The sequence below is a fragment of the Mycobacterium conspicuum genome, assembly GCF_010730195.1.
Lineage (GTDB): Bacteria > Actinomycetota > Actinomycetes > Mycobacteriales > Mycobacteriaceae > Mycobacterium > Mycobacterium conspicuum.
On sequence record NZ_AP022613.1, the window covers coordinates 3,768,256 to 3,793,384 of the forward strand.

General features: G+C 67.0%; 25 protein-coding genes. 9 read left to right on the forward strand and 16 right to left on the reverse strand.

Annotated features, from left to right (window positions below):
• Positions 1 to 2: 2 nt before the first annotated feature.
• Both G6N66_RS17440 and G6N66_RS17445 read right to left on the reverse strand, forming a co-directional pair.
• Entirely contained in the window at positions 3 to 1,769 is a 1,767-nt protein-coding gene (locus G6N66_RS17440; protein ID WP_085235382.1) for a PPE family protein, read from the reverse strand.
• 79 nt (positions 1,770 to 1,848) lie between these two features.
• Positions 1,849 to 3,246 carry a glycine--tRNA ligase gene (locus G6N66_RS17445; RefSeq protein WP_163645962.1) on the reverse strand — a complete coding sequence of 466 codons (1,398 nt, stop codon included), beginning with the start codon at positions 3,244 to 3,246 and terminating at the stop codon, positions 1,849 to 1,851.
• A gap of 155 nt (positions 3,247 to 3,401) precedes the next feature.
• On the opposite strand from G6N66_RS17445, the gene G6N66_RS17450 reads away from it, so the two are divergent.
• Together G6N66_RS17450 and G6N66_RS17455 are read left to right on the forward strand one after the other, a co-directional pair.
• The gene (locus G6N66_RS17450; RefSeq protein WP_085235383.1) at positions 3,402 to 3,785 is read left to right on the forward strand and encodes an ArsR/SmtB family transcription factor; all 384 of its coding nucleotides are present in this window, start codon (positions 3,402 to 3,404) and stop codon (positions 3,783 to 3,785) included.
• Between the two features lie 4 nt (positions 3,786 to 3,789).
• Complete coding sequence (locus tag G6N66_RS17455; RefSeq protein ID WP_085235384.1) at positions 3,790 to 4,188, forward strand: Fur family transcriptional regulator; 399 nt, start codon at positions 3,790 to 3,792, stop codon at positions 4,186 to 4,188.
• A 15-nt stretch (positions 4,189 to 4,203) separates the two neighbouring features.
• Here G6N66_RS17455 and G6N66_RS17460 read toward each other — a convergent pair whose 3' ends face one another.
• From G6N66_RS17460 to recO, 3 genes are all read right to left on the reverse strand, one after another.
• Positions 4,204 to 4,644, reverse strand: a complete 441-nt coding sequence (locus G6N66_RS17460; protein ID WP_085235385.1) for a hypothetical protein — start codon at positions 4,642 to 4,644, stop codon at positions 4,204 to 4,206.
• 113 nt (positions 4,645 to 4,757) lie between these two features.
• Positions 4,758 to 5,642, reverse strand: a complete 885-nt coding sequence (locus G6N66_RS17465) for a decaprenyl diphosphate synthase (protein ID WP_085235387.1) — start codon at positions 5,640 to 5,642, stop codon at positions 4,758 to 4,760.
• Positions 5,635 to 6,435 (reverse strand): DNA repair protein RecO, encoded by an 801-nt coding sequence (gene recO, locus G6N66_RS17470; RefSeq protein WP_085235388.1) that lies wholly within the window; start codon positions 6,433 to 6,435, stop codon positions 5,635 to 5,637. The genes G6N66_RS17465 and recO overlap by 8 nt, the downstream gene beginning before the upstream one ends.
• A gap of 61 nt (positions 6,436 to 6,496) precedes the next feature.
• Here recO and G6N66_RS17475 point away from each other — a divergent pair, with 61 nt between their 5' ends.
• Positions 6,497 to 7,966: an amidase gene (locus tag G6N66_RS17475; protein WP_085235389.1), complete on the forward strand. Its 1,470-nt coding sequence runs from the start codon at positions 6,497 to 6,499 to the stop codon at positions 7,964 to 7,966.
• Positions 7,967 to 7,971: 5 nt separating this feature from the next.
• Here G6N66_RS17475 and G6N66_RS17480 read toward each other — a convergent pair whose 3' ends face one another.
• Complete coding sequence (locus tag G6N66_RS17480) at positions 7,972 to 8,919, reverse strand: GlxA family transcriptional regulator (RefSeq protein ID WP_085235390.1); 948 nt, start codon at positions 8,917 to 8,919, stop codon at positions 7,972 to 7,974.
• Positions 8,920 to 8,995: 76 nt separating this feature from the next.
• Between G6N66_RS17480 and G6N66_RS17485 the strand changes: the two genes are divergently transcribed.
• Together G6N66_RS17485 and G6N66_RS17490 are read left to right on the forward strand one after the other, a co-directional pair.
• A complete protein-coding gene (locus G6N66_RS17485) occupies positions 8,996 to 9,652 on the forward strand; it encodes a DJ-1/PfpI family protein (protein WP_085235436.1) in 657 nt (218 codons plus the stop codon).
• 15 nt (positions 9,653 to 9,667) lie between these two features.
• A complete protein-coding gene (locus G6N66_RS17490; protein WP_085235437.1) occupies positions 9,668 to 9,982 on the forward strand; it encodes a hypothetical protein in 315 nt (104 codons plus the stop codon).
• Positions 9,983 to 9,985: 3 nt separating this feature from the next.
• Here G6N66_RS17490 and era read toward each other — a convergent pair whose 3' ends face one another.
• From era to hrcA, 7 genes are all read right to left on the reverse strand, one after another.
• A complete protein-coding gene (gene era, locus G6N66_RS17495; RefSeq protein WP_085235391.1) occupies positions 9,986 to 10,885 on the reverse strand; it encodes a GTPase Era in 900 nt (299 codons plus the stop codon).
• 61 nt (positions 10,886 to 10,946) lie between these two features.
• On the reverse strand, positions 10,947 to 12,242 hold the full coding sequence (locus G6N66_RS17500) for a hemolysin family protein (RefSeq protein ID WP_085235392.1): 1,296 nt from the start codon (positions 12,240 to 12,242) through the stop codon (positions 10,947 to 10,949).
• The gene (gene ybeY / locus G6N66_RS17505; RefSeq protein WP_085235393.1) at positions 12,239 to 12,772 is read right to left on the reverse strand and encodes an rRNA maturation RNase YbeY; all 534 of its coding nucleotides are present in this window, start codon (positions 12,770 to 12,772) and stop codon (positions 12,239 to 12,241) included. Before ybeY ends, G6N66_RS17500 begins: the two co-directional genes overlap by 4 nt.
• A gap of 21 nt (positions 12,773 to 12,793) precedes the next feature.
• Complete coding sequence (locus tag G6N66_RS17510) at positions 12,794 to 13,852, reverse strand: PhoH family protein (protein WP_085235394.1); 1,059 nt, start codon at positions 13,850 to 13,852, stop codon at positions 12,794 to 12,796.
• A gap of 103 nt (positions 13,853 to 13,955) precedes the next feature.
• Positions 13,956 to 14,726, reverse strand: coding sequence for a 16S rRNA (uracil(1498)-N(3))-methyltransferase (locus G6N66_RS17515; RefSeq protein ID WP_085235395.1), 771 nt, complete (start codon positions 14,724 to 14,726; stop codon positions 13,956 to 13,958).
• A 9-nt stretch (positions 14,727 to 14,735) separates the two neighbouring features.
• Positions 14,736 to 15,881, reverse strand: a complete 1,146-nt coding sequence (gene dnaJ, locus G6N66_RS17520) for a molecular chaperone DnaJ (RefSeq protein WP_085235396.1) — start codon at positions 15,879 to 15,881, stop codon at positions 14,736 to 14,738.
• Between the two features lie 62 nt (positions 15,882 to 15,943).
• A complete protein-coding gene (gene hrcA / locus G6N66_RS17525; RefSeq protein WP_085235397.1) occupies positions 15,944 to 16,975 on the reverse strand; it encodes a heat-inducible transcriptional repressor HrcA in 1,032 nt (343 codons plus the stop codon).
• A gap of 127 nt (positions 16,976 to 17,102) precedes the next feature.
• Between hrcA and G6N66_RS17530 the strand changes: the two genes are divergently transcribed.
• From G6N66_RS17530 to G6N66_RS17540, 3 genes are all read left to right on the forward strand, one after another.
• Entirely contained in the window at positions 17,103 to 17,429 is a 327-nt protein-coding gene (locus G6N66_RS17530; protein ID WP_085235398.1) for a type II toxin-antitoxin system VapB family antitoxin, read from the forward strand.
• A gap of 82 nt (positions 17,430 to 17,511) precedes the next feature.
• Entirely contained in the window at positions 17,512 to 18,102 is a 591-nt protein-coding gene (locus tag G6N66_RS17535; protein ID WP_085235399.1) for a carboxymuconolactone decarboxylase family protein, read from the forward strand.
• Positions 18,103 to 18,104: 2 nt separating this feature from the next.
• Positions 18,105 to 18,980 (forward strand): sigma-70 family RNA polymerase sigma factor, encoded by an 876-nt coding sequence (locus G6N66_RS17540; protein WP_372515680.1) that lies wholly within the window; start codon positions 18,105 to 18,107, stop codon positions 18,978 to 18,980.
• On the opposite strand, the gene G6N66_RS17545 is transcribed toward G6N66_RS17540, so the two are convergent.
• Positions 18,977 to 19,438, reverse strand: a complete 462-nt coding sequence (locus G6N66_RS17545) for a hypothetical protein (protein ID WP_085235400.1) — start codon at positions 19,436 to 19,438, stop codon at positions 18,977 to 18,979. The genes G6N66_RS17540 and G6N66_RS17545 overlap by 4 nt on opposite strands.
• Positions 19,439 to 19,588: 150 nt before the next feature.
• On the reverse strand, positions 19,589 to 20,125 hold the full coding sequence (locus G6N66_RS17550) for a hypothetical protein (protein WP_085235401.1): 537 nt from the start codon (positions 20,123 to 20,125) through the stop codon (positions 19,589 to 19,591).
• A gap of 172 nt (positions 20,126 to 20,297) precedes the next feature.
• Between G6N66_RS17550 and G6N66_RS17555 the strand changes: the two genes are divergently transcribed.
• Entirely contained in the window at positions 20,298 to 21,662 is a 1,365-nt protein-coding gene (locus tag G6N66_RS17555; RefSeq protein ID WP_179968287.1) for a SagB family peptide dehydrogenase, read from the forward strand.
• Here the strand turns inward: G6N66_RS17555 and G6N66_RS17560 are convergent.
• A complete protein-coding gene (locus G6N66_RS17560) occupies positions 21,659 to 25,126 on the reverse strand; it encodes a non-ribosomal peptide synthetase (RefSeq protein WP_085235402.1) in 3,468 nt (1,155 codons plus the stop codon). The genes G6N66_RS17555 and G6N66_RS17560 overlap by 4 nt on opposite strands.
• Positions 25,127 to 25,129: the final 3 nt, after the last annotated feature.

Genomic DNA, 25,129 nt, shown 5'->3' on the forward strand with positions numbered 1-25,129 from the left:
AGTCACCGGAAGAAGCCGGCGAGCCCGGAACCCGAATTGAATCCACCGGAGTTGGTGTCGCCCATGTTTGAGATGCCGGAGCTGTCGGCGCCAAAGTTCCCGATCCCCACGAGCCCGGTGCCCGAGTTCATGAAGCCCGCGTCGCGGATGCCGACGTTTCGGAACCCGGACGTGAAGTTGAGCTGTGCCGGGTCATCGGTGTTCGAGAAGCCGGAGTTGCCCGAGCCGGCGTTGAAGAATCCCGAGTTCCCGAAGCCCGCCGGGTCGTCGTTTCCGAATCCCGAGTTGCCGGTGCCCTGGTTGCCGAAGCCAGAATTGTCGACGGTTTGGGTCAGGGTGCCGCCGAATCCGGTGTTGAGTGTGCCGGCGTTGAACCCGCCGGTGTTGGTATTTCCGGAATTTCCGAACCCGGTGTTGGTGTTACCGGAATTTGCGATGCCGGTGTTCAAGTTGCCCGAATTGAAGAATCCGGTGTCTCCGGCACCTGAATTCATGGCGCCCGTGTTATAGAAACCCGCGTCGAAGCTGCCCGAATTCAAGTTGCCGGCGTTGAAGTTGCCGAAGTTTCCCACACCCGCGTTGCCGAAGCCGCTGTTCGTATTGCCCGAGTTCCAGAAGCCGGTATTGACGTTGCCCGAGTTGGCGAATCCGACGTTACCGTTACCCGAGTTCCCGATGCCGATGTTTCCGTGCCCCGAGTTGAAGAAGCCGATGTTGTCGGTACCCGAGTTGCCGAAGCCGATGTTCCCGGAGCCGGAGTTCAGGCCGCCGAACCCGCGCTGACCGTTGCCGCTGAGGCCAATGCCGATGTTGTCGTTGCCGGTGTTGCCGAAGCCGATGTTGCCGCTGCCGTGGTTACCGAAGCCCAGGTTGGTGCTACCCAGATTGCCGAGTCCGAGGTTGAAGGTACCGAAATTGCCGCCGCCGAAGTTGGTGTCGCCGTTGTTGCCGCTGCCGAAGTTGAGGGTGCCGAAGTTGCCGCTGCCGTAGTTGAGGCTGCCGATATTGCCGCTACCGACGTTGCCGCTGCCGAAGTTTCCGCTGCCGGGATTTCGGTCACCGATATTTCCGCTGCCGATATTGCCGCTGCCGATATTGCCGCTGCCGATGTTGCTATTGCCGAAATTACCGCTGCCGACGTTGTGACCAGACGTGTTGCCACTGCCCAAGTTCAGACTGCCGTTGTTCCCACCGCCGATATTGAAACTGCCGATATTTCCGGGGCCCAGGTTGACGCTTCCGAAGGCGGCCGCCGCGGCGCCCTGCCACGGCACCAACCGTGCGGCCAACGCCGAGACCGCCGAGTGATAACCCGCCATCGCGCTGACATCGGCGGCCCACATCTGCTCGTATTGGCCCTCCACCGCCGCAATCGCCGCGGCGTTCTGCCCGAACAGATTCGACGCCACCAACTTCACCAACACGCCGCGATTCGCCGACACCGTCACCGGATGCACCATGGCCGCCCGCGCCGCCTCGAACGCCCCGGCCACCGCTTTGACCTGCGCCGCCGTCTCCGCGGCCTGCGACGCCGCCGCGCTCAACCACCCGGCGTACGGCCGCGCGGCGGCCATCATCGCCGCCGACGCACTCCCGCGCCATCCCTGGCCCGCCAGATCGGACGTCACCGACGCAAACGAATCCGCCGCCGAACCCAACTCCGCCGCCAGCCCGTCCCACGCCGCCGCAGCCGCCAGCGTCGGACCCGAACCCGCGCCCGAAAACATCCGCAGCGAATTGATCTCCGGCGGCAACACCGAAAAATTCATCGCCCCTCCTTCGCAGGATTAATCCCGCACACACCGCCAGGCGTTACAGCGGCGTCGGATTGCGGCGAAGAGAGCGGCGTTAGGCGCCCTTCAGGCGGACCGCCAGGTAGTCGGAGACGTTGCTGATCGCGACGCGCTCCTGCGTCATGGCGTCACGCTCGCGGATGGTCACGGCGTTGTCTTCGAGCGAGTCGAAATCCACCGTCACGCAAAACGGCGTGCCGACCTCGTCCTGGCGTCGATAGCGCCGCCCGATGGCGCCGGCGTCGTCGAAGTCGATGTTCCAGTTTTTCCGCAGTTCCGCGGCCAGGTCGCGGGCCTTGGGACTCAGGTCGGCATGGCGGGACAACGGCAGCACCGCGGCCTTGACCGGCGCCAGCCGCGCGTCCAGCCGCAGCACCGTGCGCTTGTCCACGCCGCCCTTGGCGTTCGGGGCCTCGTCCTCGGCGTAGGCATCGATCAAAAACGCCATGAACGAGCGGGTCAACCCCGCTGCGGGCTCGATCACGTAGGGCGTGTACCGGGTGTCGTTGACCTGATCGTAAAAGGACAGGTCAACACCGGAATGCTTTGAGTGCGTTGACAAGTCGAAGTCGGTTCGGTTCGCGACGCCTTCCAGCTCACCCCACGGGTTGCCCTGGAAACCGAATTTGTATTCGATGTCGACGGTGCGGTCGGAGTAGTGCGACAACTTCTCCTTGGGGTGCTCGTACAACCGCAGATTCTCCGGGTCGATGCCCAGATCGACGTACCACTGCCGACGGGTGTCGATCCAATACTGATGCCACTCCTTGGCTGACGACGGTTCGACGAAGAACTCCATCTCCATCTGCTCGAACTCGCGGGTCCGGAAGATGAAGTTGCCCGGGGTGATCTCGTTGCGGAAGCTCTTGCCGATCTGCCCGATGCCGAACGGCGGCTTGCGGCGCGCGGTGGTCACCACGTTGGCGAAGTTGACGAAGATGCCCTGCGCGGTCTCCGGGCGCAGGTAGTGCAGCCCCTCGTCGGTCTCGATGGGGCCCAAGTAGGTCTTGAGCATCATGTTGAACTCGCGCGGCTCGGTCCACTCCCCCTTGGTGCCGCAGTCGGGGCAGACGATCTCGCTCATCGGCACCGAATCGGGGTCGGCGATGTCCTTCTTTGCTGCATAAGCTTCCTGCATGTGGTCCTGACGATGCCGGTGGTGGCAGTTCAGGCACTCGACCAGCGGGTCGTGAAAGACCTCGACGTGGCCGGAGGCCACCCACACCGGTCGCGGCAGGATGATCGACGAGTCGAGCCCCACGACGTCGTCACGGCCGGTGACCACCGCGCGCCACCACTGCCGCTTGATGTTCTCCTTGAGTTCCACACCCAGCGGACCGTAGTCCCAGGCCGATTTGGTGCCGCCGTAGATCTCCCCCGCGGGAAAGACGAAGCCGCGCCGTTTGGCCAGGTTGACTACCGTGTCGATGACGGACGCCACAGGGATGTCCACTTCCTTCCGGATTGGGGCGAGCGCGCGGTAGCGGACCGCTGCGCCCAAAACATCAGTCATGGTAGCGATCGACCCGGCGGTCTTTGACATGCGTCATCACGCATGTGACAGTGGAAGTCAGCCGAATCTTTCCTAACAGCGGGTGATGACTTCATATGTCGATGTCCTCGACACCGACCGCCGATCTGCTCGGCGGCCACGAGCACGGCCCCGATGGACTACCGGGGCTCGATGCGTATCCCGCGCCGCCACCCCGCGAAATTTTGGACGCCGCCGGCGAGCTGCTGCGCGCGCTGGCCGCGCCGGTGCGGATCGCCATCGTGCTGCAGTTGCGTGAGTCGCAGCGTTGCGTGCATGAACTGGTCGACGCGCTGGGCGTGCCTCAGCCGTTGGTGAGCCAGCATCTGAAGATCCTCAAGGCCGCGGGTGTGGTCGCCGGCGAGCGCTCCGGCCGTGAGGTCCTCTACCGGCTTGCCGACCACCACCTGGCGCACATCGTCGTGGACGCGGTCACCCACGCCGGCGAGGACAGGTCGTGACCCGATGACGGATACGGGGACCAGCGTCCGCGCCACCCGCCAACGAGCCGCGATTTCGACGCTGTTGGAGACCCTTGACGAGTTCCGCTCCGCGCAAGACCTGCACGACGAGCTGCGCCGGCGCGGCGAGAACATCGGCCTGACCACCGTCTACCGCACGCTGCAATCGATGGCTGCGGCGGGGCTGCTCGACACGCTGCGCACCGACACCGGCGAGTCGGTGTATCGCCGATGCTCCGAGCACCATCACCATCACCTGGTGTGCCGCAGCTGCGGCGCCGCCATCGAGGTCGGCGATCACGAGGTCGAGCTGTGGGCGGCCGAAGTCGCCAGTAAGCATGGATACTCCGACGTCAGCCACACCATCGAGATCTTCGGCACCTGCTCGGACTGCCGGTCCTAGCCGGCCGCGCCCGGCTCAGCCCGACAACGCGCGGCGTATCTGGGCGCCGGTGTCCAGCACCAGCAGGATCAGGGTGCGCAACGCGTCGTCGGTCAAGCCGGCACCGGGAAAGTTGTAGCGCAGCATCACATCTGCGGTTTTTGCGGCGCCCCTGCCGGAGTTGCGCTGCGCGGCCTTCGCATCGGGCTTTTGGGAGACCTTCTCCACCAGGGTCACCGTACCGAGGTTGGTGTCGCGCGCATGCTTGGCCACCTGGTCGCTGACCTTTTTGGTGAGCGGCAGATCCCACGCCAGAACCTGAGTGAGCGACACCAGATCGAGATCCTCGACGATGTTCACCACCCGCAACGAGGCGAACGTGTCGTCATGGCGCACGGTGATCCCGCCGTCGGGTTCCTCCTGCACGGGCATGACTTCGCGGAGTATCGATTCGAGGCGATTCTGCAGGGACGGCATTGGATCCTTCCCGTGGGGACCCGGTGCGCCCGGCTCCGCCGCGCTTCCGGTCCCCACTGGTTCCTTCCCGTGGGGACCCGGTGCGCCCGGCTCCGCCGCGCTTCCGGTCCCCACTACGCGCTCCCGAACCGTCGGTCGCGATAGGCGTACTCCTCGCACGCCGCCCATAAATCGCGGCGGTCATAGTCGGGCCACAACTTGTCCTGAAAGATGAACTCCGCGTAGGCGGCCTGCCACAGCATGAAATTGCTGGACCGCTGCTCCCCCGAGGTCCGCAGGAAAAGGTCGACGTCGGGGATGTCGGGCCGCATCAAGTGTCGGGAAACGGTGGCCTCGGTGACGCGTTCCGGGTTGAGCCTTCCCGCCGCCGCTTCACGAGCGATATCCCTTGCGGCCTCAGCGATTTCGGTACGCCCACCGTAGTTGACACAGTAGTTGACCGTGATGACGTCGTTGCCCGCCGTCATGGCCTCGGCGATGGCCAACTCGTTGATGACGCTGCGCCACAGCCGCGGGCGTGAGCCCACCCATCGGATCTTCACCCCCATTGCCTTGAGATTTTCCCGACGGCGTCGCACCACGTCGCGGTTGAAGCCCATCAGGAAGCGGACCTCTTCGGCGGAACGCTTCCAATTCTCGGTGGAGAAGGCATACAGGCTGAGCCATTTGATCCCGAGTTCTATTGCGCCGCAGACGATGTCGATCACCACGGCCTCGCCCATCTTGTGCCCCTCGGTGCGCGACAGGCCGCGTTGGGTGGCCCAGCGTCCGTTGCCGTCCATCACGATGGCGACGTGATTGGGCACCCGGTCGGCCGGAATCCGCGGCGCCGCCGCTTTCGAGGTGTGCTGCGGCGGGCGACAGGGGCCGCCGTCCGCAGCGGGCGGCAGCTCCGGGAAGACGACGGGCCACGTTGAGTTGTCCGGAAAGGTCGGGTAGTCCTCGGGCGCGGCGGGCAGTTGCGGGTAGCCCTGCTGCTTGCGCGCGATCTTAGCCACAGGCCATATCCTGTCTGATCAGCGCCGCGCGCCGATCGGCGACCGAGCGGTCGATCACCTGATTGGTTCGCTCCACCAGCGGCAGGGTTTTCAGCTGCCGTTCCAGATGCCATTGCAGGTGTGCGGCCACCAATCCGCTGACGTGATTGCGGTGGGACTGCGGCGCCTCCTCGGCGGCCTCCCAATCGCCGTCGTGCAACGCGGACATCAGTTCCAGCACACCCAGCGGCGGCGTCGTCGAACCGGCCGGGCGGCAGTGCGCACACACGCTGCCCCCGGCGGCAATGTGAAACGCCCGATGCGGACCCGGGGTGGCACAGCGGGCGCACTCGGTCAGCGCCGGCGCCCATCCGGCGATGCCCATGGCACGCAACAGGTAGGCGTCCAGCAGCAAGTCCCGGGGCCGGCGCCCATCGGCCACCGCCCGCAGGGCGCTCACCGTGAGCCGATGCAGTTCCGGGGCGGGCGCCCGCTCCTCACCGGCGAGGCGTTCGGCGGTCTCCAGCATGGCGCACCCGCAGGTGTACCGGCCGTAGTCGCTGACGATGTCACTGGCGAACGCGTCGATCGCGACGACCTGGGTGACGATGTCGAGGTTGCGGCCCGGGTGCAGTTGCACGTCGATGTGCGCGAACGGCTCCAGCCGCGCGCCGAATTTGCTGCGGGTGCGCCGCACGCCTTTGGCCACCGCGCGAACCAGCCCGTTCTCGCGGGTCAGTAGGGTCACGATTCGGTCGGCTTCGCCGAGCTTGTGCTGGCGCAACACTACAGCCCGGTCTCGATACAGCCGCATCACAATAGTTTTGCACCCCGGCGCGACATTACGGGTATCCGCGCCGTTAGTCTCGTACCCCGTGATTGGCGCTTCTGGGCCACCTTCCGGGGCCCTTTCCGGGTCGGGCTCCGGATCCCGTGACCAGCGCCTGCCCACCCTCACTGACCTGCTCTACAAGCTTGCTGCCGGCTCAGTGACTTCCGACACGTTGGTGCGCCGTTCCCTGCATGCGATCGACATGAGCCAGTCCACGCTGAACGCCTTCCGGGTGGTGCTCACCGAGTCCGCGCTGGCCGACGCGGCGGCGGCCGACCGGCGACGCGCCGCCGGCGACACGGCGCCGTTGCTGGGCATCCCGATCGCGGTCAAGGACGACGTCGACATTGCTGGCGTGCCGACCGCCTTCGGCACCGAGGGACACGTGCGGCCCGCCACTCAGGACGCCGAGGTGGTGCGCCGGCTGAAGGCGGCCGGCGCCGTGATCGTCGGCAAGACCAACACCTGCGAATTGGGTCAGTGGCCGTTCACCAGCGGGCCCGGGTTCGGGCACACGCGCAACCCGTGGGCGCGCCGGCACACCCCGGGCGGGTCGTCGGGCGGAAGCGCGGCCGCGGTGGCCGCCGGCCTGGTCACCGCAGCCATCGGCTCCGACGGCGCCGGCAGCGTGCGCATCCCCGCGGCGTGGACCCATTTGGTGGGCATCAAGCCACAGCGCGGCCGCATTTCGACCTGGCCGTTGCCGGAGGCGTTCAACGGCATCACGGTCAACGGTGTGCTGGCCCGCACGGTGGCCGACGCCGCCCTGGTGCTCGACGCGGCGTCGGGCAACGTCGAGGGCGACCTGCACAAGCCGCCCCCACTGACGGCATCGGATTACGTCGGCAAGGCGCCGGGCCCACTGAACATCGCGCTGTCGACCGGGTTTCCCTACACGTTCTTTCGGGCCAAGTTGCACCCCGAGATCCTGGCCGCGACCCAGGCGGTGGGCAAGCAGCTCGAGTTGCTTGGCCACAACGTCGTCGAGGGCAACCCGGACTACGGCCTGCGGTTGTCGTGGGACTTTCTCGCCCGCTCCACATCGGGTCTGCGGGACTGGGAGGAGCGCCTCGGTGACGGCGTCATCCTGGACCGTCGCACGCTGGCCAATCTGCGCACGGGAGCCGTTCTGGGACAGGCGATTCTGAAAAGCGCGCGCCGCCATGAGGCCGCCGACCAACAACGGGTGGGTTCGATCTTCGACATCGTCGACGTCGTGCTGGCACCCACCACCGCGCAGCCACCGCCGCTGGCCCGCTCCTTCGACCGACTCGGCGGCCTCGCCACCGACCGCGCCATGATCCGCGCCTGCCCGGTGACCTGGCCGTGGAATGTGTTGGGCTGGCCATCGATCAACGTGCCCGCGGGCTTCACCTCCGATGGTCTACCGATCGGCGTGCAGTTGATGGGACCGGCCAACAGCGAGGGCATGCTGATCTCGTTGGCCGCCGAGCTGGAGGCGATCTGCGGCTGGGCGTCCCAACAACCCACGGTGTGGTGGAACGGCGACTGACGGCGCTAGGTATCGCCCTCCTTATGAAAGGTGTTGCGATAACTCTGCGGCGACACGCCGACCACTCGGCGGAATTGGTCGCGGAAGTTGGCGGGTGAAGCGAAACCGACTCGGCGCGAGATACTTTCGATGCCGTCGCGGGTCGCCTCCAGCAGTTCCTGGGCGTGCCTGATCCGAACACCATTGACCCACTGCATCGGCGTTTGACCGGTCTCGCGCCGAAAACTACGGTTCAACGTCCGGACACTGGTGGACGCCTGGCGTGCGATGTCGCCCAGCGTCAACGGCAGATCCGCGTTGGTCTCGATCCAGGCCAGCAGACCGTCGAGCTCGGTGGAGACTTCGCGGCGGTTGCGGACGATGAACTGCGCCTGTCCACCGGTACGGCGCAACGGGGCGACCGCCAGCCGCGCCGCATCGGCGGCAACAGCGGAACCGTAGTCACGCGCGACCATGTGCAGGCACAGGTCGAGGCCGGCCGACGCTCCGGCCGAGGTCAGGATTTGGCCTTCGTCGACGTACAGCAGATCGGCGTCCACCCGGACCGCGGGATAGGCCGCGGAAAACGCCTCGGCCGCCACCCAGTGCGTAGTCGCGCGCTTGCCGTCCAAAATTCCCGCGGCGGCCAGCGAGAAGGCGCCGCTACAGATGGATGCGATGCGAATTCCGTTGCGGTGCGCCGACTTCAGCGCGACCACGACATCACCGCGGGTCGGCGTCACGACGTCGTTGCGTCCGGGCACGACGATGGTGTCGGCGTTGGCCAGTTCCGTCAAACCGAAGTCGGTTGCAATTCGGATCGGCCCGGCCGTGACGACGGGCTCGGCGCCGCACACCCGAACCTGGTAGCCGGGCTCCCCATTGGCCAGCCGGACCCGACCGAAAGTCTCGACCGCGATGGCCAGATCGAACGCGATGACGTCAGGTTCGGCCAAGACCGCCACTGCATGCACAGTTTGGCAATATACCGGCGCTATATGGCGATCCGGCCACTGGTCGGCGGCGGGGGAACCGGCGATGATCGACGGCATGCATGCGCAAATCGTGCTCTACGACGGCTTCGACCCGCTCGACGCGATCGCTCCGTTCGAAGTTCTCGCCGCGGGCGGTGAATACATGGCTGGCGATCTGCAGGTGTCGCTGGTGTCCGCCGAGGGGCCGCGCGCCGTGACCAGCGGCACTCACGGTGTCACGCTGCATGCCTCCGCCGCGATCGACCCCGACAGCCCCGGCTGCATCATCGTGCCCGGTGCCAGCGGCCCGGTTGACGGAGATCCCGACGACGGTGTCGAGACCATTCCCGTGCTGCTCGCCCGGGCGGCGCAGACGGATCTAACACCGTTGTTGAGCAAGGCCTTTGACAATCCGGACATCACGGTCGCCACCGTGTGCGGTGGTGCGGTGGTGCTGGCGATGTCCGGGCTCATCGAGGGGCGTCACGCGGTCACCCACTACCTGGGCATGGACCTGCTGGACGCCGCCGGCGTCGTCCCCGTGGCGGCCCGGGTGGTCGACGACGGCGACCTGGTTACCGCCGGTGGCGTCACATCCGGGCTGGACTTGGCGCTGCACCTGCTCGACCGGTGGTACGGCCCGCGCATCCCGCACGCGGTCGAGCGACTATTCGAGTACGAACGACGAGGAACGGTATGGCGCAACATCGGCCGAGAACCAGTGGAGGGATAGCTTGAGTTGAGCTACGTGAGCATTATTGGCGACTGGGACGTGACGATCAAAACCCCGATCGGCACACTTGTCACCCAGTATGTCTTCACCCAGGGGCCCGCCGGCCCGGTCGGAACCGCGACCCACAAGGACGAAACGGTTGCCTTGCAGGACATCACGACCGAGCGCGTCACCGAGGGCCTGCGGGTGACGTGGTGTCAATCGGTGCGCAAGCCGATGCGGCTGAATCTGACCTTCGACGTGGTGTGCGACGGTGACACCATGACGGGGTACTCGCGTGCCGGCAAGTTGCCCAGGTCGGCAGTTACCGGCCGGCGCCGTCCACAATAGGGATTAAAACCCAAGCCTGCCAAGCTGTTTGGGGTCACTCTGCCAGTTCTTGGCGATCTTGACGCGTAGGTCGAGATAGACCTTGGTGCCCAACAGCTTCTCGATCTGCACACGCGCGGCGGTCCCGACTTCCTTCAACCGCGCCCCGCCCTTGCCGATGACGATCCCCTTCTGGCTGTCCCGTTCGACATAGAGCAGCGCGTGCACGTCGATGAGGTCATCGCGGCCCTCCCGCGGGTTGACCTCGTCGATCACCACCGCCAGCGAGTGCGGCAACTCGTCGCGCACTCCCTCCAGGGCGGCCTCGCGGATGAGCTCGGCCATCAGGACCTCTTCGGGTTCGTCGGTCAGTTCGCCGTCGGGGTAGTACGCGGGGCCCTCGGGCAGCGCCGCGGCCAGCACGTCGACCAACACATCGATTTGCTCACCGGTGGCCGCCGAGACCGGCACGATTTCGGCTGCGGTGCCCGCCAATTCGGCGACCGCGACCAGCTGTGCGGCCACCCGATCCCTGGAGACTTTGTCGGTCTTGGTGACGACGACCACGAGCGTCGTCTTGGGCGCCACCGAACGGATCTGCTCGACGATCCACCGGTCCCCCGGCCCGATCGCCTCGTCGGCGGGGACGCACAGCCCGATGACGTCAACCTCGGAGTAGGTGTCGCGAACCAGGTCGTTGAGCCGCTTACCCAGCAGGGTGCGCGGCCGGTGCAGGCCCGGGGTGTCGACGAGGATGATCTGAAAGTTCTCCCGGTGCACGATTCCGCGAATGGTGTGCCGGGTCGTCTGCGGCCGCATCGAGGTGATCGCCACTTTGGTGCCGACCAGCGCGTTGGTCAGCGTCGACTTTCCGGTATTCGGCCTGCCGACGAAACACACGAAACCCGAATGGAATTCGGTCATGAGCGCTCGCTCGCCGAGCGTGAACGCAGGGCGATTTTTCGTGACAATTCTCGCCGTGAGTTCACGTTCGGTGCTCCTCGGCGCCGTCGGTGTCGGCCGGGCTGAGCAGGACGGTGCCGATCCGCACCCGGCCCCGGTGATCGGGACCACCCTCGGCGCGCAACCGCAAGCCATGTGACACCACCTCGGCCCCGGGCAGCGGGACCCGGCCCAGCTCCAGAGCCAGCAGGCCACCCACGGTGTCAACGTCCAGATCGTCATCGAATTCCATGCCGTACAGTTCACCCACGTCTTCGATCGGCAGCCGCGCCGATACCCGGAAGTGTTTGTCGCCCAGGTCTTCTACCGGCGCCGTCTCGGCGTCGTCGTACTCGTCGGCGATCTCGCCGACGATCTCCTCGAGTACGTCTTCGATGCTGACCAGGCCGGCTATCGCACCATATTCGTCGACCAACAGCGCCATGTGATTGCGGTCGCGCTGCATTTCGCGCAGCAGCGAGTCGAGTGGTTTGGAGTCCGGCACGAACACCGCAGGACGCATCACCTGCGCCACCTTGGTGCGCCGGCCGCGATCGTCGGAGAAAAACGCGTGCTGGACAAGGTCTTTCAGGTAGACGACGCCGACGATGTCGTCGACGTTTTCACCGATCACCGGGATGCGGGAATGCCCGCTGCGCACCGCCAGGGTGGTGGCCTGGGCGGCGGACTTGTCGTCCTCGATCCAGATCATTTCGGTGCGCGGCACCATGACCTCACGGGCCGGGGTGTCACCGAGCTCGAAGACCGACTCGATCATCCGGCGTTCGTCGGCGGCAACGACGCCGCGCTGCTGGGCGAGGTCGACCACTTCGCGCAGCTCGATCTCGGACGCGAACGGTCCGTTCCGCAGGCCGCGACCGGGGGTCAGCAGATTGCCCACGACGACCAGCAATTGCGGGATCGGCATCAACAGCCGCGAGATCGCCTGCAGCGGAAGGGCAGCCGTTAGCGCGATGGAGTAGGCATGCTGGCGGCCAAGCGTGCGTGGCCCCACACCGATGACCACGAAGCTGGTTATCACCATGATCGCCGCGGCGCCGATCAACCCCCTGGTGAGGCCGAAGTTGTCGTAGAGAAACACCACCAGCAGTACAGTCGCGGAGATCTCGCACGTGATGCGCAGCAGTACGACCAAGTTCACGTAGCGTGGCCGGTCGGTCACCACCTTGAGCAGGGGCCTGGCGCCAACCCGTTCGTCGCGCACCAACTCCTGCACCCGGGCCAGCGACACCGTGCTGATCGCGGCGTCGATCGCGGCGAAAAGGCCGCCCAGAGCGATCAACGCGATCGCGCCGACCAGCTGCGACAGGCCGGTCAAAGGTCGAAATGCCTTGACTTATCCAGCAGCCGGCGGTCCCGCTCCTCCTGGCGGTCCAGCTGGTAAGCCTCGACTTGTTCGGCAACCCACTCTTCCAGCAGCCGGCTCTGCAGGCCGAACATCTCCTTTTCCTCGTCCCTGTCGGCGTGGTCGTAACCCAGCAGGTGCAGCACTCCGTGAATTGTCAACAGCGCCAACTCATGTCCGAGACTGTGGCCCGCCGCGGCGGCCTGCTCGGCCGCGAATTCGGGGCACAGCACGATATCGCCCAGCATGGCCGGCCCCGGCTCCGGCGCATCGGGACGACCCCCCGGCTCGAGCTCGTCCATCGGAAAGCTCATCACGTCGGTCGGGCCGGGCAGGTCCATCCAGCGCATGTGCAGATCGGCCATCGCCGCCGTGTCCAACAGCACCATCGACAGCTCGGCGCCGGGGTTGACGTCCATCTTGTGGATGACAAACCTTGCGACGCTGACCAGTTCGGCCTCGGAGACGTCGATGCCCGACTCGTTGGATACTTCGATGCTCATAAGATGCTCACGAAACGCTCATCATCGCCGGCCGCGGGGACCGCCCGCCCGTCGGGCCGCCCGGTTCATCCCCGAGCCCGGCTCTTCGAATTTCGCGTAGGCGTCCACGATCTCCGACACCAACCGATGGCGCACGACGTCCACACTGGTCAGCTCCGCAACATGGATGTCGTCGATGTTTTCGAGGATGTCGACAGCCGCGCGCAGGCCGGATCGCGCGCCACCGGGAAGGTCGATTTGTGTCATGTCGCCGGTGACGACGATCTTCGATCCGAACCCGAGCCGGGTGAGGAACATCTTCATTTGCTCGGCCGTGGTGTTCTGTGCCTCATCAAGGACGATGAAGGCATCGTTCAACGTGCGGCCCCGCATGTACGCCAGCGGGGCCACCTCAATGACCCCGGCGGACATCAACTTTGGGATCAGCTCGGGATCCATCATGTCGTACAGCGCGTCATACAGCGGCCGCAGATACGGGTCGATCTTCTCGCTCAGGGTGCCCGGCAGAAAGCCAAGGCGCTCACCGGCTTCCACCGCCGGCCGGGTCAAGATGATGCGGGTGACCTGCTTGGTCTGCAGCGCATTGACCGCCTTCGCCATGGCCAGATAGGTCTTGCCGGTACCCGCCGGCCCGACGCCGAAGACGATGGTGTTGGCGTCGATGGCGTCGACGTAGCGCTTCTGGTTCAGCGTCTTGGGCCGGATTGTCTTGCCGCGGCGCGACAAGATGTCCAGGGTGAGCACCTCCGCGGGCGACTCGTTGCCGGTGCCGACGAGCATGGCGACGCTGTGGCGGACCACCTCCGGTGTCAACGGATGGCCGCTGGCCACGATGGCGACCAGTTCGGAAATCACCCGCTCGGCGAGCGCGACATCGGCCGGCTCACCCGAGAGGGTGAGCGCATTGCCACGGACATGCAGATCGGCGCTGAGGATGCGCTCGAGGGCGCGCAGGTTCTCGTCTGCCGAACCGAGCAGGCCCACGACGAGATCGGGCGGAACATTGATGCTGCTGCGAACCTGAGCGTCGGCCTGCCGGGCTCCAGCTGCGTCAGCAGCGCTGGTCTCGCGGGGCGTCACGTGTTGTCCGATGCCTGCTTTCTGGGCCGGTGAATGTTGAGCGTCAGTCTACCGCTGGTCAGGATCGCTCCCCAAAGATTCGCGACAGCCGGATCCGGGCCGGTCATTGCCCACAACGTCGATCCCAGCGGGTGGTGAGCGCGCCCAGCGCGCCCAATGCCACGGCGGCCGCGGTCGACGTGCGCAGCACCGTCGGGCCCAGCCGCACCGGCACGGCACCGGCGTCGGTGAGCGCGGTGACCTCCTCCGGTGCGATGCCGCCCTCGGGGCCGACCAGCAAGGTCAGCGATTTCGCTTGTGCCAGAGGAACATCCGTCAGCCGGACGGTCGCCGATTCATGCAAGGCCAACACCGTCACGCCGGCGGCTACCTCGTCGCGGATGCGCTGGGTCAACACCGCGGTGGACAGCACGCCATCCACGGCCGGGATGTGCGCCCGGCGGGATTGCCGGGCCGCCGAGCGGGCCACCGCACGCCAGCGGCGCAGCCCCTTGTCGACCCGGGCGCCGTCCCAGTTGGCCACGCAGCGGGCCGCCTGCCACGCGACGAACGCGTCCGCGCCCGCCTCGGTGGCCAGCTCGATGGCCAACTCGGAGCGATCGGACTTCGGCAGCGCCTGCACCACCGTCACCGGCGGCCCGGGGAGTGCGACGCTCCAGCGGTCCAGCACCCGGGCGCGCAACCCGTCGCGACCGGCGTGCTCGACCACACAGTCGGCCAGGCCGCCGGCGCCGTCGCCGAGCACCACTTGCTCGCCGGGGCGGATGCGGCGGACGGTGGCGGCGTGGAATCCTTCGTCGCCGCCCACCACCGCCAGCTCACCGGTGGCGGGCAACGCGTCGACGTAGAACAGCGTCGAAATTCCGGCCGCCATGCGCAGGCGTTACCGCCCGGTGAATGTCTCGCGCAGCCGGCTGAACAATCCACCACCGGCGCTGTGCGTCGAACGGACCTCGGCCACGTCGCGGCTGCGTCGGCTCTTCAGTTCGCGCAGCAGTTCGGCATCCTGGTGGTCCAATCGGGCGGGAACCACCACCTCGACGTGGACGTGCAGATTGCCTCGCGTGCTCGAACGCAGCTGCGGCATGCCATGACCCCGCAGCGTGATGACCGAACCCGGTTGTGTGCCAGGCGGAATGGTGATCTCGCTGATGCCGTCCAGGATGGCGTCCACGGTGAGCGTGGTGCCCAGCGCCGCGTCGACCATCGGCACCGAAACCGTGCAGTGCAGGTCGTCGCCGTCGCGGACGAAGATGTCGTGGGCCTGCTCGTGCACCTCGACGTAGAGGTCACCCGCCGGCCCGCCGCCGGGGCCGACTTCGCCTTGGGCGGCCAACCGGACGCGCATGCCGTCGCCGACGCCGGCGGGGATCTTGACGCTAATCTCCCGACGGGCCCGCACCCGGCCGTCCCCGACACACTGATAGCACGGGTCGGGGATCACTACCCCGACACCGCGACAGGTGGGACACGGCCGCGACGTCATCATCTGTCCCAGCAGCGAACGCTGCACGGTCTGCACCTCGCCGCGACCACCGCAGGTGTCGCAGGGAATCGGCGCGGAATCGCCGTTGGTGCCCTTGCCCTGACACCGGTCACACAGCACCGCGGTGTCGACGGTGACCTGCTTGGTGACGCCGGTCGCGCACTCTTCGAGGTCGAGCCGCATCCGCAGCAGCGAATCCGAGCCCGGTCGGACCCGTCCGATGGGGCCGCGCGAGGTGCCGCCCGCGCTGAAGCCGCCGCCGAAGAAGGCCTCGAAGACGTCGCCCAACCCGCCGAAACCACCGAAACCGCCGGATGCGGCCGCGTTTTCCAGCGGATCACCGCCCAGGTCGACGATGCGGCGCTTCTCCGGATCGCTGAGCACCTCGTAGGCGACGCTGATTTCCTTGAATTTCGCTTGCGCGGCTTCGTCCGGGTTGACATCGGGATGCAGTTCGCGCGCCAACTTGCGGTAGGCGCGTTTGATGTCCGCGTCGGTCGCGTTTTTGCTGACCCCGAGCAGCCCGTAGTAATCGCGTGCCACGCTTTACCTTTCTATTGCCGCCCCTCAGGCGGCTGTCCTCAAATTCCGTAGCAGGTGCGCGATCATCGGGCACCCAGGACTTCGCCAATATAGAGAGCAACTGCGGCGACGCTGGCGATAGTTCCCGGATAGTCCATCCGAGTGGGTCCCAGCACACCCATCCCGCCGTACACGGTGTCCAGCGTGCCGTAGGAGGTGGATACCACCGAGGTGCCCGCCATCTGCTCGGACGCCGTCTCGTGACCGATGCGCACGGTCACCTTGCCGGCCTCCTGCTGAGCCGCCAGCAACCGCAGCACCACCACCTGCTCCTCGAGGGCCTCCAGGACGGAACGCAGCGAACCACCGAAATCCGCCGCGTTGCGGGTGAGGTTGGCGGTGCCGCCCATGAGCAGCCGTTCTTCGGTGTGCTCCACCAGGGTCTCCAGCAATACCGTGGCGGCGCGGCCGACGGCGTCGCCCAGGCTGCCGGCGCCGTGTAATTGCTCGGCGAGATCGGCCACCGCGACCGAGGCCGCCGACAGCTTCTTGCCCTCCAGCGCCTGGCCGAGGACCTCACGCAGCTGGGAGAGCTGATGATCGTCGATGACATCGCCGAGTTCGACGATGCGCTGATCCACCCGGCCGGACTCGGTGATGACCACCATCAGCAGCCGGGCCGGTGTCAGCGCGATCACCTCTAAGTGGCGAACGGTGGACGTCGACAGGGTCGGGTACTGCACCACCGCCACCTGGCGGGTCAGCTGGGCGAGCAGCCGCACCGCGCGCCGCAACACGTCGTCCAGGTCGACCCCGGACTCCAAAAAGCCCAGGATCGCGCGCCGTTCGGCCGATGACAGCGGCTTGACGTCTTCGAGCCGGTCGACGAACTCGCGATACCCCTTCTCGGTGGGCACCCGCCCGGAGCTGGTGTGCGGCTGGGTGATGTACCCCTCGGCCTCCAGCACCGCCATGTCGTTGCGGACGGTGGCGCTGGAAACGCCCAGGTTGTGCCGCTCCACCAGGGTTTTCGAACCGATCGGCTCCTTGGTCGACACGAAGTCGGCGACGATGGCGCGCAGCACCTCGAAGCGTCGGTCGTCGGCACTGCCCATCGCCCGTTCACCTCCTCCGATTTCGTTCATTTTATGGTGTCAGACGCCACTGACCGTCGCAGCCGTGCTGCGGCATTCACCCGACGTTTCAAGCTAGCCTGTCCAGCATGATCCCGAGGATCCGCCGATGATCTTCAAGGGCGTGCGCGAGGGCAAGCCGTACCCCGAGCACGGGCTGTCCTACCGGGACTGGTCCCAGATCCCTCCGCAGCAGATCCGGCTCGACGAACTGGTCACCACCACCACGGTGCTCGCCCTGGACCGGCTGCTCTCGGAGGACTCCACGTTCTACGGCGACCTCTTTCCGCACGCGGTGCGGTGGCGGGGCGTCATCTATCTCGAGGACGGCCTGCACCGGGCCGTGCGCGCCGCGCTGCGGAATCGCACCGTGTTGCACGCGCGGGTGTTCGACATGGACCTAGACGGACACGCCGGACACGCCGGCCACGCCTAGAGCCGGTCACGTTTCGGTCCCGCCGCGTGTCGAGGTAGTGAGGGTCCTCAAACGGGGGCGAAACAAGCCGAGGAGGTCAGTCGTGGCACGACTCACCGGAATCTCCGACCGCGATGCCGGGCTGGTGGCCAAGATCGCGTTGTTCTTCACCAAGCGTCGGTTCAAGCAGATGACCGGGCGCGAAACCGCCACCATGCTCGAACCGCTGCGGATGTACGCGCACATCCCCAGGTTGCTCAGGGCGATCGGCGGACTGGAGCAGGCGGAAACCAAACTGGACATCCTGAGTCCGCGGGTGCGCGCGCTGGCCGAACTCAAGTCGGCGACGACGGCGCGCTGCGAGTATTGCATCGACCTGGGCTCGCAGATCTCGCGCGCGTCGGGGATCTTGACTGACGCGGAACTGCTCGCCCTGTCCGACTATCGGAACGCCTCCTGCTTTTCCGATGTCGACAAGCTGATCCTCGAGTACGCCACGGCGATCACCCGCACCCCGGTCGAGGTGAGCGATGAGCTTTTTGAGGCGCTGCGTGCGCATTTCGACACCGCGCAGCTCGTCGGGCTCACCCACGTCATCACGCTGGGCAACCTTCGTGCCCGGTTCAATCTCGCGCTCGGCATCGGGTCCTCGGGCTTGTCCGAGGGCATGGTGTGCGCGCTGCCGGAAAGGTGACCGTGGGGGATTCACTGGATACCGCACTGACCGAGCGATTCGAGGCGGCCCGGCCCCGATTGGGTGCCATCGCCTACCGCATGCTGGGCTCGATCGACGACGCCCAGGACGCGGTCCAGGAGGCATGGCTGCGGCTGAGCGGTAGCGGCGCGAAGGACATCGAGAACCTCGATGCGTGGCTGACCACCGTGGTGGCCCGGATCTGCCTGAACGTACTGCGCGATCGGCGGGCCGGTGGCCGCGAGGAGCTGGTCGCGCAGCTGCCCGACCCGATCGTCGAGGCGCAGGGCGAATCCGACCCCGAGCACCGGGCGCTGCTGGCCGACGCGGTGGGCGTGGCGTTGTTCGTGGTGCTGGACACCCTGCCGCCCGCCGAGCGGTTGGCATTCGTGTTGCACGACGTCTTCAGGGTGCCGTTCGATCACATCGCACCAATCCTGGACCGCACTCCCGAGTCGACGCGCAAGCTGGCCAGCCGCGCACGCCGGCGGATCGAACAGGCGGATCCCGTTCCCGACGCCGGCATGGCCGCGCAGCGCGAGGCCGTCGACGCCTTTTTCGCGGCCGGGCGCGACGGCGATTTCGACAGGCTGGTGTCGGCGCTGGACCCCGGCGTGGTGCTGCGCGGCGACTTCGGTCGCGGCGTGATCCGGGTCGAAGGCGCGGCCGCCGTGGCCAAGCAGGCCCGCAGCTACGCCGGACCCGAGCGCGAGGTGCGCGCCGCCACCGTCAACGGCGCCGCCGGCGCCGTCATTCTGGTCGCCGGCCAACCCACCGCGATCATGGGCTTCCTCGTCCGCGCCGGACGGGTCGCCGCGATCGACGTACTGGCCGACCCCCGGCGCATCGCGCGGATCGACCTGCCGGCGATCGGTTAGCCCGTCGCCGCCTGCAGCAGGGCGAGCGCGGCGTCGTGCTGCAGCACCCAGTTGCCCCCCTGGTTGACGAAGGCGAGGTGCTTCGTGACCGGCCCGGCGAACCTGGGACCCGAAATGGCGACGTCAGCCTGCGCCGCGTCCGGACCGGCCGGCGCGATGTTGGTCACCGCGAACGTCTCGGGAAACTTCCCCTCCCGGTACGCCTTGCGCAGTTCGTGGTCGGCCAGATGACCCTCGTCCGGGGCGATGCCGTTCTGCACCAGATTGGTCTTGGTCGTGTACGACACACCCGGATCGGTGGCCTGCGTGCACAAGGTGGACAGCTCGTCAGGCGTCGGCAGCGCTTGCCCCGGCGGCGGTGGCACCGGGTCCGCTTGCGCCAGACCGATTGGCAACGCGATTGCTGCGCCGCCAGCGACGGCAAGCGCCGCGGCGGCGCCGATGACGATGGATTTCACGGTTCCCCCTTCGATCCGCCAGGCCCGGGATGGGAGGTGACCGACGGTCTTCTCCTGGCGAGACGGTGTCAGTGTTCCCCGTTTACCTGGTGTTTGAGTCTCAGGGCGGTCACGTTGCCGCAGCTATTTGGAAAGCTTGCCCTGGGGGTGTCAGTGCCCGGCGGCCTGCAACAGCTCCATCGCCGAGGCCCGCGACAAGACCCAGCCGCCCTGGTTGACGAACGTGACGTTCTGGGTGACCGGGCTCGGGATCTTGGGACCCGAAACGGCGACGTCGGCCGTGGCCGAACCCGGAGCCGCGCCCGGTTGAATGTTCGACACGTTGAACATCAGCGGCAGGTCGCCGTTCTTGGCGGCCTTCTTGAACTCGTGATCGGCAAGGTGCGCCTCCGTCCCGCTGATGCCGCCCTCAACCAGGTTGCCCTTGTTGGCGAACGGAACGCTGGGATCGGCAAGGTTGTTCAGCAGGCCGGTCAACTGACCCGCGGTCGGAACGTTCACGGCGGGGGCCGGCGATGGGACGGGATCCTGCGGCAGCGGGGCGCCGACGGCGACCGGCTGCACCCGCACGGTCGGCGCCGCTCCCGACGCGATCGAGGTCACGCTGGATGTTGCGAAGGCGGCCGCCACCCCGATTGCGGCCACCGCCGCGGCGCTGGTGGCGATGGATTTCATGGTTGTCTGCATGGTCAGGTCTCCCCCTTTGTATGGCGTGCGGTTTGTGACCGGTACTTCGTGCGCCAGTGCCGTGACGTTACCCAGGGCGCCTGTGCAAGATGACTGAGTAATCTGTGCCGCAGCTGTGTGGCAGCCAAATTCGCTGACTGGCTTGTCAGCTTTTACAGAGAAAGGATCGCGGTTGCGCGGCGTGACATACCCCGATCAAACAAGATTCGCCTTCCGCTCCGGAGTCACCTGCTTGACCACACCGGCCGGAGCGGTGCTGCTGAATCCTCCGCGCAGCGAGAAGCTGAACCGGTTGACCGCGGGGCAACTAGAGGCGCTCAAAGTGCTGAACCTAGGACCGGCAACGCTTTCCGAGCTGCCCACCGCAACCGAGGTCGCCCCGCTGATTAGCCAACTAGCGGTCGGGGGCTGGCTGACGGTAGCGGTGCGTGACGGCGAGCGGGACTGGTATTCCATTGTGCCGTGTGGACAACCACCGCAACGTCCGTCCTCGTCCTCTGCTGTAGTGCTATCGAAATTCACTGTGCTGCACCGTGATTCGGAGGGCTTCGTCCTGGAGCATCCGTTGTCGTGGTGTGACGTGCGGATCAACGACGCGCGTCTGCTCCCCTTGCTCGACGGGTTGGAAAGCGCCGACGTGCCGGACGCCGTCGCGGCGCAGTTCATCGAAGACCTGCGCTGGGCTGGGATGCTCGTTGCGGTGGGTGACGAGGATCAAAGGTTCGAGTCGCTCAGCTGGAGCCCGCCAGATCTGTGGTTTCACCGCCGCAGCACACTCGGAGAACGCAACGTCACCTGGGAGCATTTCGGCCCGACCAAGTGGGCCAAGGGTCGGTTCCCCCAACCTCCAGCGCGCACAACGAAACAATTCGGCGAACCGATCGCCCTGTCCGTCCCCGACCTGGCCGACAAGCGGGCCCACGACCCCACGCTGACCAGCGTCCTCGAAGACCGAGTGTCCACAAGGACATTCGACGACACACAGCCGATCACCGTCGACCAACTCGCCGAATTGCTGTACCGCTCTTCACGGACCCGCGCGACTGTGCCGGTCGGTGAGGGCGAAGAGCTGCTGTCGCGTCCGTACCCGTCCGGTGGCGGCATCTACGAACTTGAGCTCTACCCCGTGGTGCGCAATGTCGCCGGGCTCGAGGCGGGCATGTACCATTACGACTCGTTCGCGCATGCGCTGCGTCCGGTGGCCGGCCCAGACTCGAACGCTTCAAAGGCCGTGTCGCAGCTGATGAAACCGGCGGCCGCGACGCTGTCCGGGGGTGCCGAGCCGCAGATCCTGATCGTCATGGCCGCGCGCGCGGGCCGCATCATGTGGACGTATGAGCAGATCGGTTACGCCGCGATCCTCAAGGACGTCGGCGTCCTGATGCAGACCATCTACCTGGTCGCCACCGCGATGGGCCTGGGCGCCTGCGCCCAAGGCTTCAGTGACACAGCCGCATTCGTCGCGGCCACCGGAGCCGACGAACTACAGGAGTGCAGCGTCGGCAGCATCATCGTCGGCTCGCCAGGCCGAGCTTAACCCTCCAGCAGCACCTCTTGGTCGCTCATGGCGGCGATATCGAGGTAATGCCGCGCGATCACGGCGAGCCGGTCGGGTGTGCCGCGCTGAGCTTCTCGGTTGTTCAGCCGCTCGGCGCAACCGGCCACGGTCCGCGTGGCGAACAGGTCCGCGACCACCGCATCATCGGTGTCCAGCCAGTCGCGCACCCGGGCGATGACAGTGGTGGCCAACACCGAATCCCCGCCACGCGCGAAGAAATCATCATGGATGCCAACCGCATTCACGCCGAGCACTTCGGCGACGATGTCGGCCAGCGCGGCCTCCACATCGTTGCGGGGAGCACCGTCCGCTGGAGCTTCGGCAGCGTCCGGTTCGAGCAGCGCGGCCACCGCGCGGCGGTCCAATTTGCCGTTGGCGGTCAGCGGAAACTGCTCGAAAAACACCGTGCGCGTGGGGACCATGTAGGACGGCAGCAGTTCGGCGACCGCGGCCGTGATGTCGCCGACCTGATGTGGATCGGCCGCGACGGCGGCGACCAGCTTGGGCGCGCCGGCGTCGACGACGGTGGCGACCGCGTGCCGCACCCCGGGGACGGCGCGCAGCGCGCTTTCCACCTCGCCCAGCTCGACGCGGTATCCGCGAATCTGCACCTGATGGTCGGCGCGGCCGAGGAACTCGATGGTGCCGTCGGGCCAGTATCTGGCCACGTCACCGGTCTTGTACCAGCGGATGCCGTCATGTTCGACGAATCGCTGCGCCGTGCGTTCGGGATCGTTGCGGTATCCGGCCGCGACGTTCGCGCCGCCCACCCAGAGTTCGCCGGGAACCCAGTCGGGGCAGTCGCGGCCCGACGGCGATACCACCCGGCACCGGACGTTGCGCAGCGGAACGCCGAAGGGCACCGTCGCCCAGTGCGCCGGCGGTTCGCCGACCACTTCGCAGATAGTGTTGTGGATGGCCGTTTCGGTCGCGCCGCCAAGGCCGGCGAAGCGGCATCCGGGGACCTGCCTCGCCAGCCTGCGGGCCAGGTCGGCGCCCACCCAGTCGCCACCGAGGGTGACGGCGCGTAACGAATCGCCCAGCCGGTCACCGCCGAGTTCGAGGATCATGTCCAGCATGCTCGGCACGCAGTTGAGGATCGAAACCCGGTGGCGGCGCAGCAGGTCCACCCATACGGTCGCCGCGGCCTTCTCGTCGGCGTCGACCGCGACCAGCGAGCCGCCCACCGAGAACATGCCGAAGATGTCGTAGACCGACGCGTCGAACTCCAGGGCGGACAACGCCAGCACCCGATCGGCGCTGCCGACGCCAAACCAGTCGTTCACCGCGTCGATGGTGTTCATTGCCGCGCCGTGGGCGACCTCGACACCCTTCGGTTGGCCGGTCGAACCGGACGTGAAGATCACGTATGCGATCTGCGTGGTGTCGGGAAAGACCGCTGCTGTCAACGGTTCTGGATGCGCGCGCGCCGCGTCGATCGATAGGCATGCAATGCCCGCGCCCAGGTTTGCGCCGTCGGCCGTCAGCGCCGCGACGATGTCCGCGGACTGCAGGATCTTGGCGCGGCGCGCATCCGGCTGATCGAAGCCGATCGGCACGTAGGTCCCGCCGGCGGCGAGCACGCCGAGCACGGCCATCACCTGATCGCGTCCCTTGGGCAGCTGAATCCCCACCGCGTCGCCGGGACGTACCCCGTTGGCGTGCAAGGCTCCCGCGACAGCAAGCGCGCGGTCGGCGAGCTCCCGGTAGGTCCACTCGCCCGCATCGTCGCCGACACCCCAGACCACGGCGGGAGCGCCGGGGTTGCTCGCCGCATGCTCGAAGAAGCCTTGATGCAGACACCGCCCGCTGACCGGGCCGTCGGTCGCGTTGACCGCGGCACGCACCTCGGCCTGGTCAATGGGCAGACGCACCGCCGCATCGGCGTCCCAGCCGGCATCGCCTCCGGCGAGCCGTTCGACCGCCTCGGTGAACGTGGCGAACATGGCGTCGATCAGGCCGGGCGGGAACGCCGACTCGCGGACGTCCCAGTTGAGCAGCAGTCCGCCCCGCAACTCGGTGACCTGCGCATCGAGCAGCACCTGCGGGCCCTGCGAAATAATCCACACCGGCGGGCCGAATGCCTCGATCACGTTGTCGGCGAACAGCTCACCGAGGTCGAGGGCGCTGGTGAAAACGACCGGCGCCAGCACCGGATCGCCTCGATGCCGGCCCAAATCACGGAGCACCTCGAGCCCGGAATAGCTTGCGTGCGAGCCGCTTTCGTACATCGTGCGCTGCAGTTGCCGGGCGCGATCGGCCACCGACACGTCGGCGCTGACGTCCACCTCGAGCATGATCGACGACGTGAAGTCCCCGACCACCCGGTCGATGTCCGGGTGCACCGCTTCGCGGTGAAACAGCGGCACATTCAGCAGAAACCTGCTCTGCGACGACCAGCCGCCGATGGTGTCGGCGAAGACCGCGGCCAACGCCATGGCCGGTGTGATGCCGCGCTGGTGCGCGCCGGACACCAACGTCTGCTTGGCCTCCGGCGACAGCCAATGGTCGTAGCGGACGGTGCGATGCGCCGCCGTGCGCTCGCCGAGCGGCACGGTGGACAGTTCGGGAGCGCCGGGCAGCTCGACCAAGCGGCGTTGCCACCAATCCCGGTCCCGCTCGCGCGCGGCGGGATCGGGCTGCCGTTCGGTGCGGTAGCGACGGTAGCTGTAGCCGGGGGCCGACAGCGTCGTGCCGTGATACGACGCGGCCAGCTCGGAGGCCAGCACGCGATAGCTCAACGCGTCGCCGGCCAGCATGTCGATGTCCAGATGCAGTCGGCTGCGCTCCTGATCCCACAGGGTCAGCGTGACGTCGAGAACCTGGCCGTCCTCAATTGCCAGCCGCTGATGCGTTTTCCGTTCGCGCAACTCCGCCAGTGCGTTGTGCACCGCGTCCGAAGTTTGTCCGCGCAGGTCGACCACGCCGAAGACCGGGCGGCCCGGTTTGGGCATGGTCTGTTGCGTTCCGTCCGGCAGGAATCGGGTGCGCAGCATCGGATGGGCCGCGACAAGCTGCGCCACCGCTTCTTGTAGTCGCGTCGGATCGACGGGGCCACCGTCGAATTCGACGTAGAGGTGGGCGGCGACACCACCCAGCTCCTGTTCGTCGGAGCGGCCGATCCAGTACGCATGCTGCATCGTGGCGAGCGGGAATGGCTCTTGTTCCAGTGCCTGGTCGGGCTCGGGACCCGCGGGTGTTGCGACACGGGCATTCTCGTCACTGCCCAGCAGTGCGTGCCAGGATTCGATGGTGGGGCTGGCGGCAAGATCGGCGAAAGTGATGCCGGATCCCCGCTTGCGCCACCCCCCTGCCAGCGCCATCATGCGCATCGAGTTCAGGCCCATTTGGATGAGATCGTCGGTGTCGGCGATCTCGGTGACCACATCGGTCCCGAGCTGGGCCGCGATCGCGGCCCTGATCTCGTCCCGGCTGATCTCCATGTC

Excerpts from the sequence above, each read along its gene's own strand:
- G6N66_RS17440 (WP_085235382.1), bottom strand. The coding sequence starts at position 1,769 with ATGAATTTTTCGGTGTTGCCGCCGGAGATCAATTCGCTGCGGATGTTT.
- G6N66_RS17450 (WP_085235383.1), top strand. The coding sequence starts at position 3,402 with ATGTCGATGTCCTCGACACCGACCGCCGATCTGCTCGGCGGCCACGAG.
- G6N66_RS17455 (WP_085235384.1), top strand. The coding sequence starts at position 3,790 with ATGACGGATACGGGGACCAGCGTCCGCGCCACCCGCCAACGAGCCGCG.
- G6N66_RS17460 (WP_085235385.1), bottom strand. The coding sequence starts at position 4,644 with ATGCCGTCCCTGCAGAATCGCCTCGAATCGATACTCCGCGAAGTCATG.
- recO (WP_085235388.1), bottom strand. The coding sequence starts at position 6,435 with ATGCGGCTGTATCGAGACCGGGCTGTAGTGTTGCGCCAGCACAAGCTC.
- G6N66_RS17485 (WP_085235436.1), top strand. The coding sequence starts at position 8,996 with ATGCATGCGCAAATCGTGCTCTACGACGGCTTCGACCCGCTCGACGCG.
- era (WP_085235391.1), bottom strand. The coding sequence starts at position 10,885 with ATGACCGAATTCCATTCGGGTTTCGTGTGTTTCGTCGGCAGGCCGAAT.
- ybeY (WP_085235393.1), bottom strand. The coding sequence starts at position 12,772 with ATGAGCATCGAAGTATCCAACGAGTCGGGCATCGACGTCTCCGAGGCC.
- G6N66_RS17515 (WP_085235395.1), bottom strand. The coding sequence starts at position 14,726 with ATGGCGGCCGGAATTTCGACGCTGTTCTACGTCGACGCGTTGCCCGCC.
- hrcA (WP_085235397.1), bottom strand. The coding sequence starts at position 16,975 with ATGGGCAGTGCCGACGACCGACGCTTCGAGGTGCTGCGCGCCATCGTC.
- G6N66_RS17530 (WP_085235398.1), top strand. The coding sequence starts at position 17,103 with ATGATCTTCAAGGGCGTGCGCGAGGGCAAGCCGTACCCCGAGCACGGG.
- G6N66_RS17550 (WP_085235401.1), bottom strand. The coding sequence starts at position 20,125 with ATGCAGACAACCATGAAATCCATCGCCACCAGCGCCGCGGCGGTGGCC.
- G6N66_RS17560 (WP_085235402.1), bottom strand. The coding sequence starts at position 25,126 with ATGGAGATCAGCCGGGACGAGATCAGGGCCGCGATCGCGGCCCAGCTC.